This is a genomic window from Bifidobacterium jacchi (assembly GCF_009078285.1).
GTDB classification, from domain to species: domain Bacteria; phylum Actinomycetota; class Actinomycetes; order Actinomycetales; family Bifidobacteriaceae; genus Bifidobacterium; species Bifidobacterium jacchi.
Genome location: NZ_RQSP01000081.1, coordinates 2,164 through 2,465 on the forward strand (window position 1 = coordinate 2,164; position 302 = coordinate 2,465).

1 protein-coding gene is annotated in these 302 nt (G+C 54.0%); it reads left to right on the forward strand.

Features of this window, described 5'->3' with window-relative positions:
- The coding region (locus EHS19_RS11125; RefSeq protein ID WP_206666363.1) for a hypothetical protein at window positions 1–302 on the forward strand (302 nt) is incomplete at both ends.

A 302-nucleotide genomic window follows, 5' to 3' on the forward strand; every position in this document is an offset into this window, starting at 1 on the left:
AACGGCTACGGAACCGCTGAATCACCGATTGAGGAACTTGGAGCCGGATGGGGAGCGGGCACTAAGGATGGCCCGGGCTCTCCACGAGATGAAGAGCTGGATCAATCCGATGGAGGTATTCAGCTGTATTCAGGTGGCTCTGATTGGGGGCCGGGTTCAGCCGGTTCGAATCCTACGGCTTTAATTGGATGGGCTTATCGGGATAACAATAATGGCGGCTGGGGGCCGATGAACCTCAGCTCCTTTAAAAAAGCACTTAGTGCAATGGGAGGCATATGGAACGACTGGGATGATGGTAATCC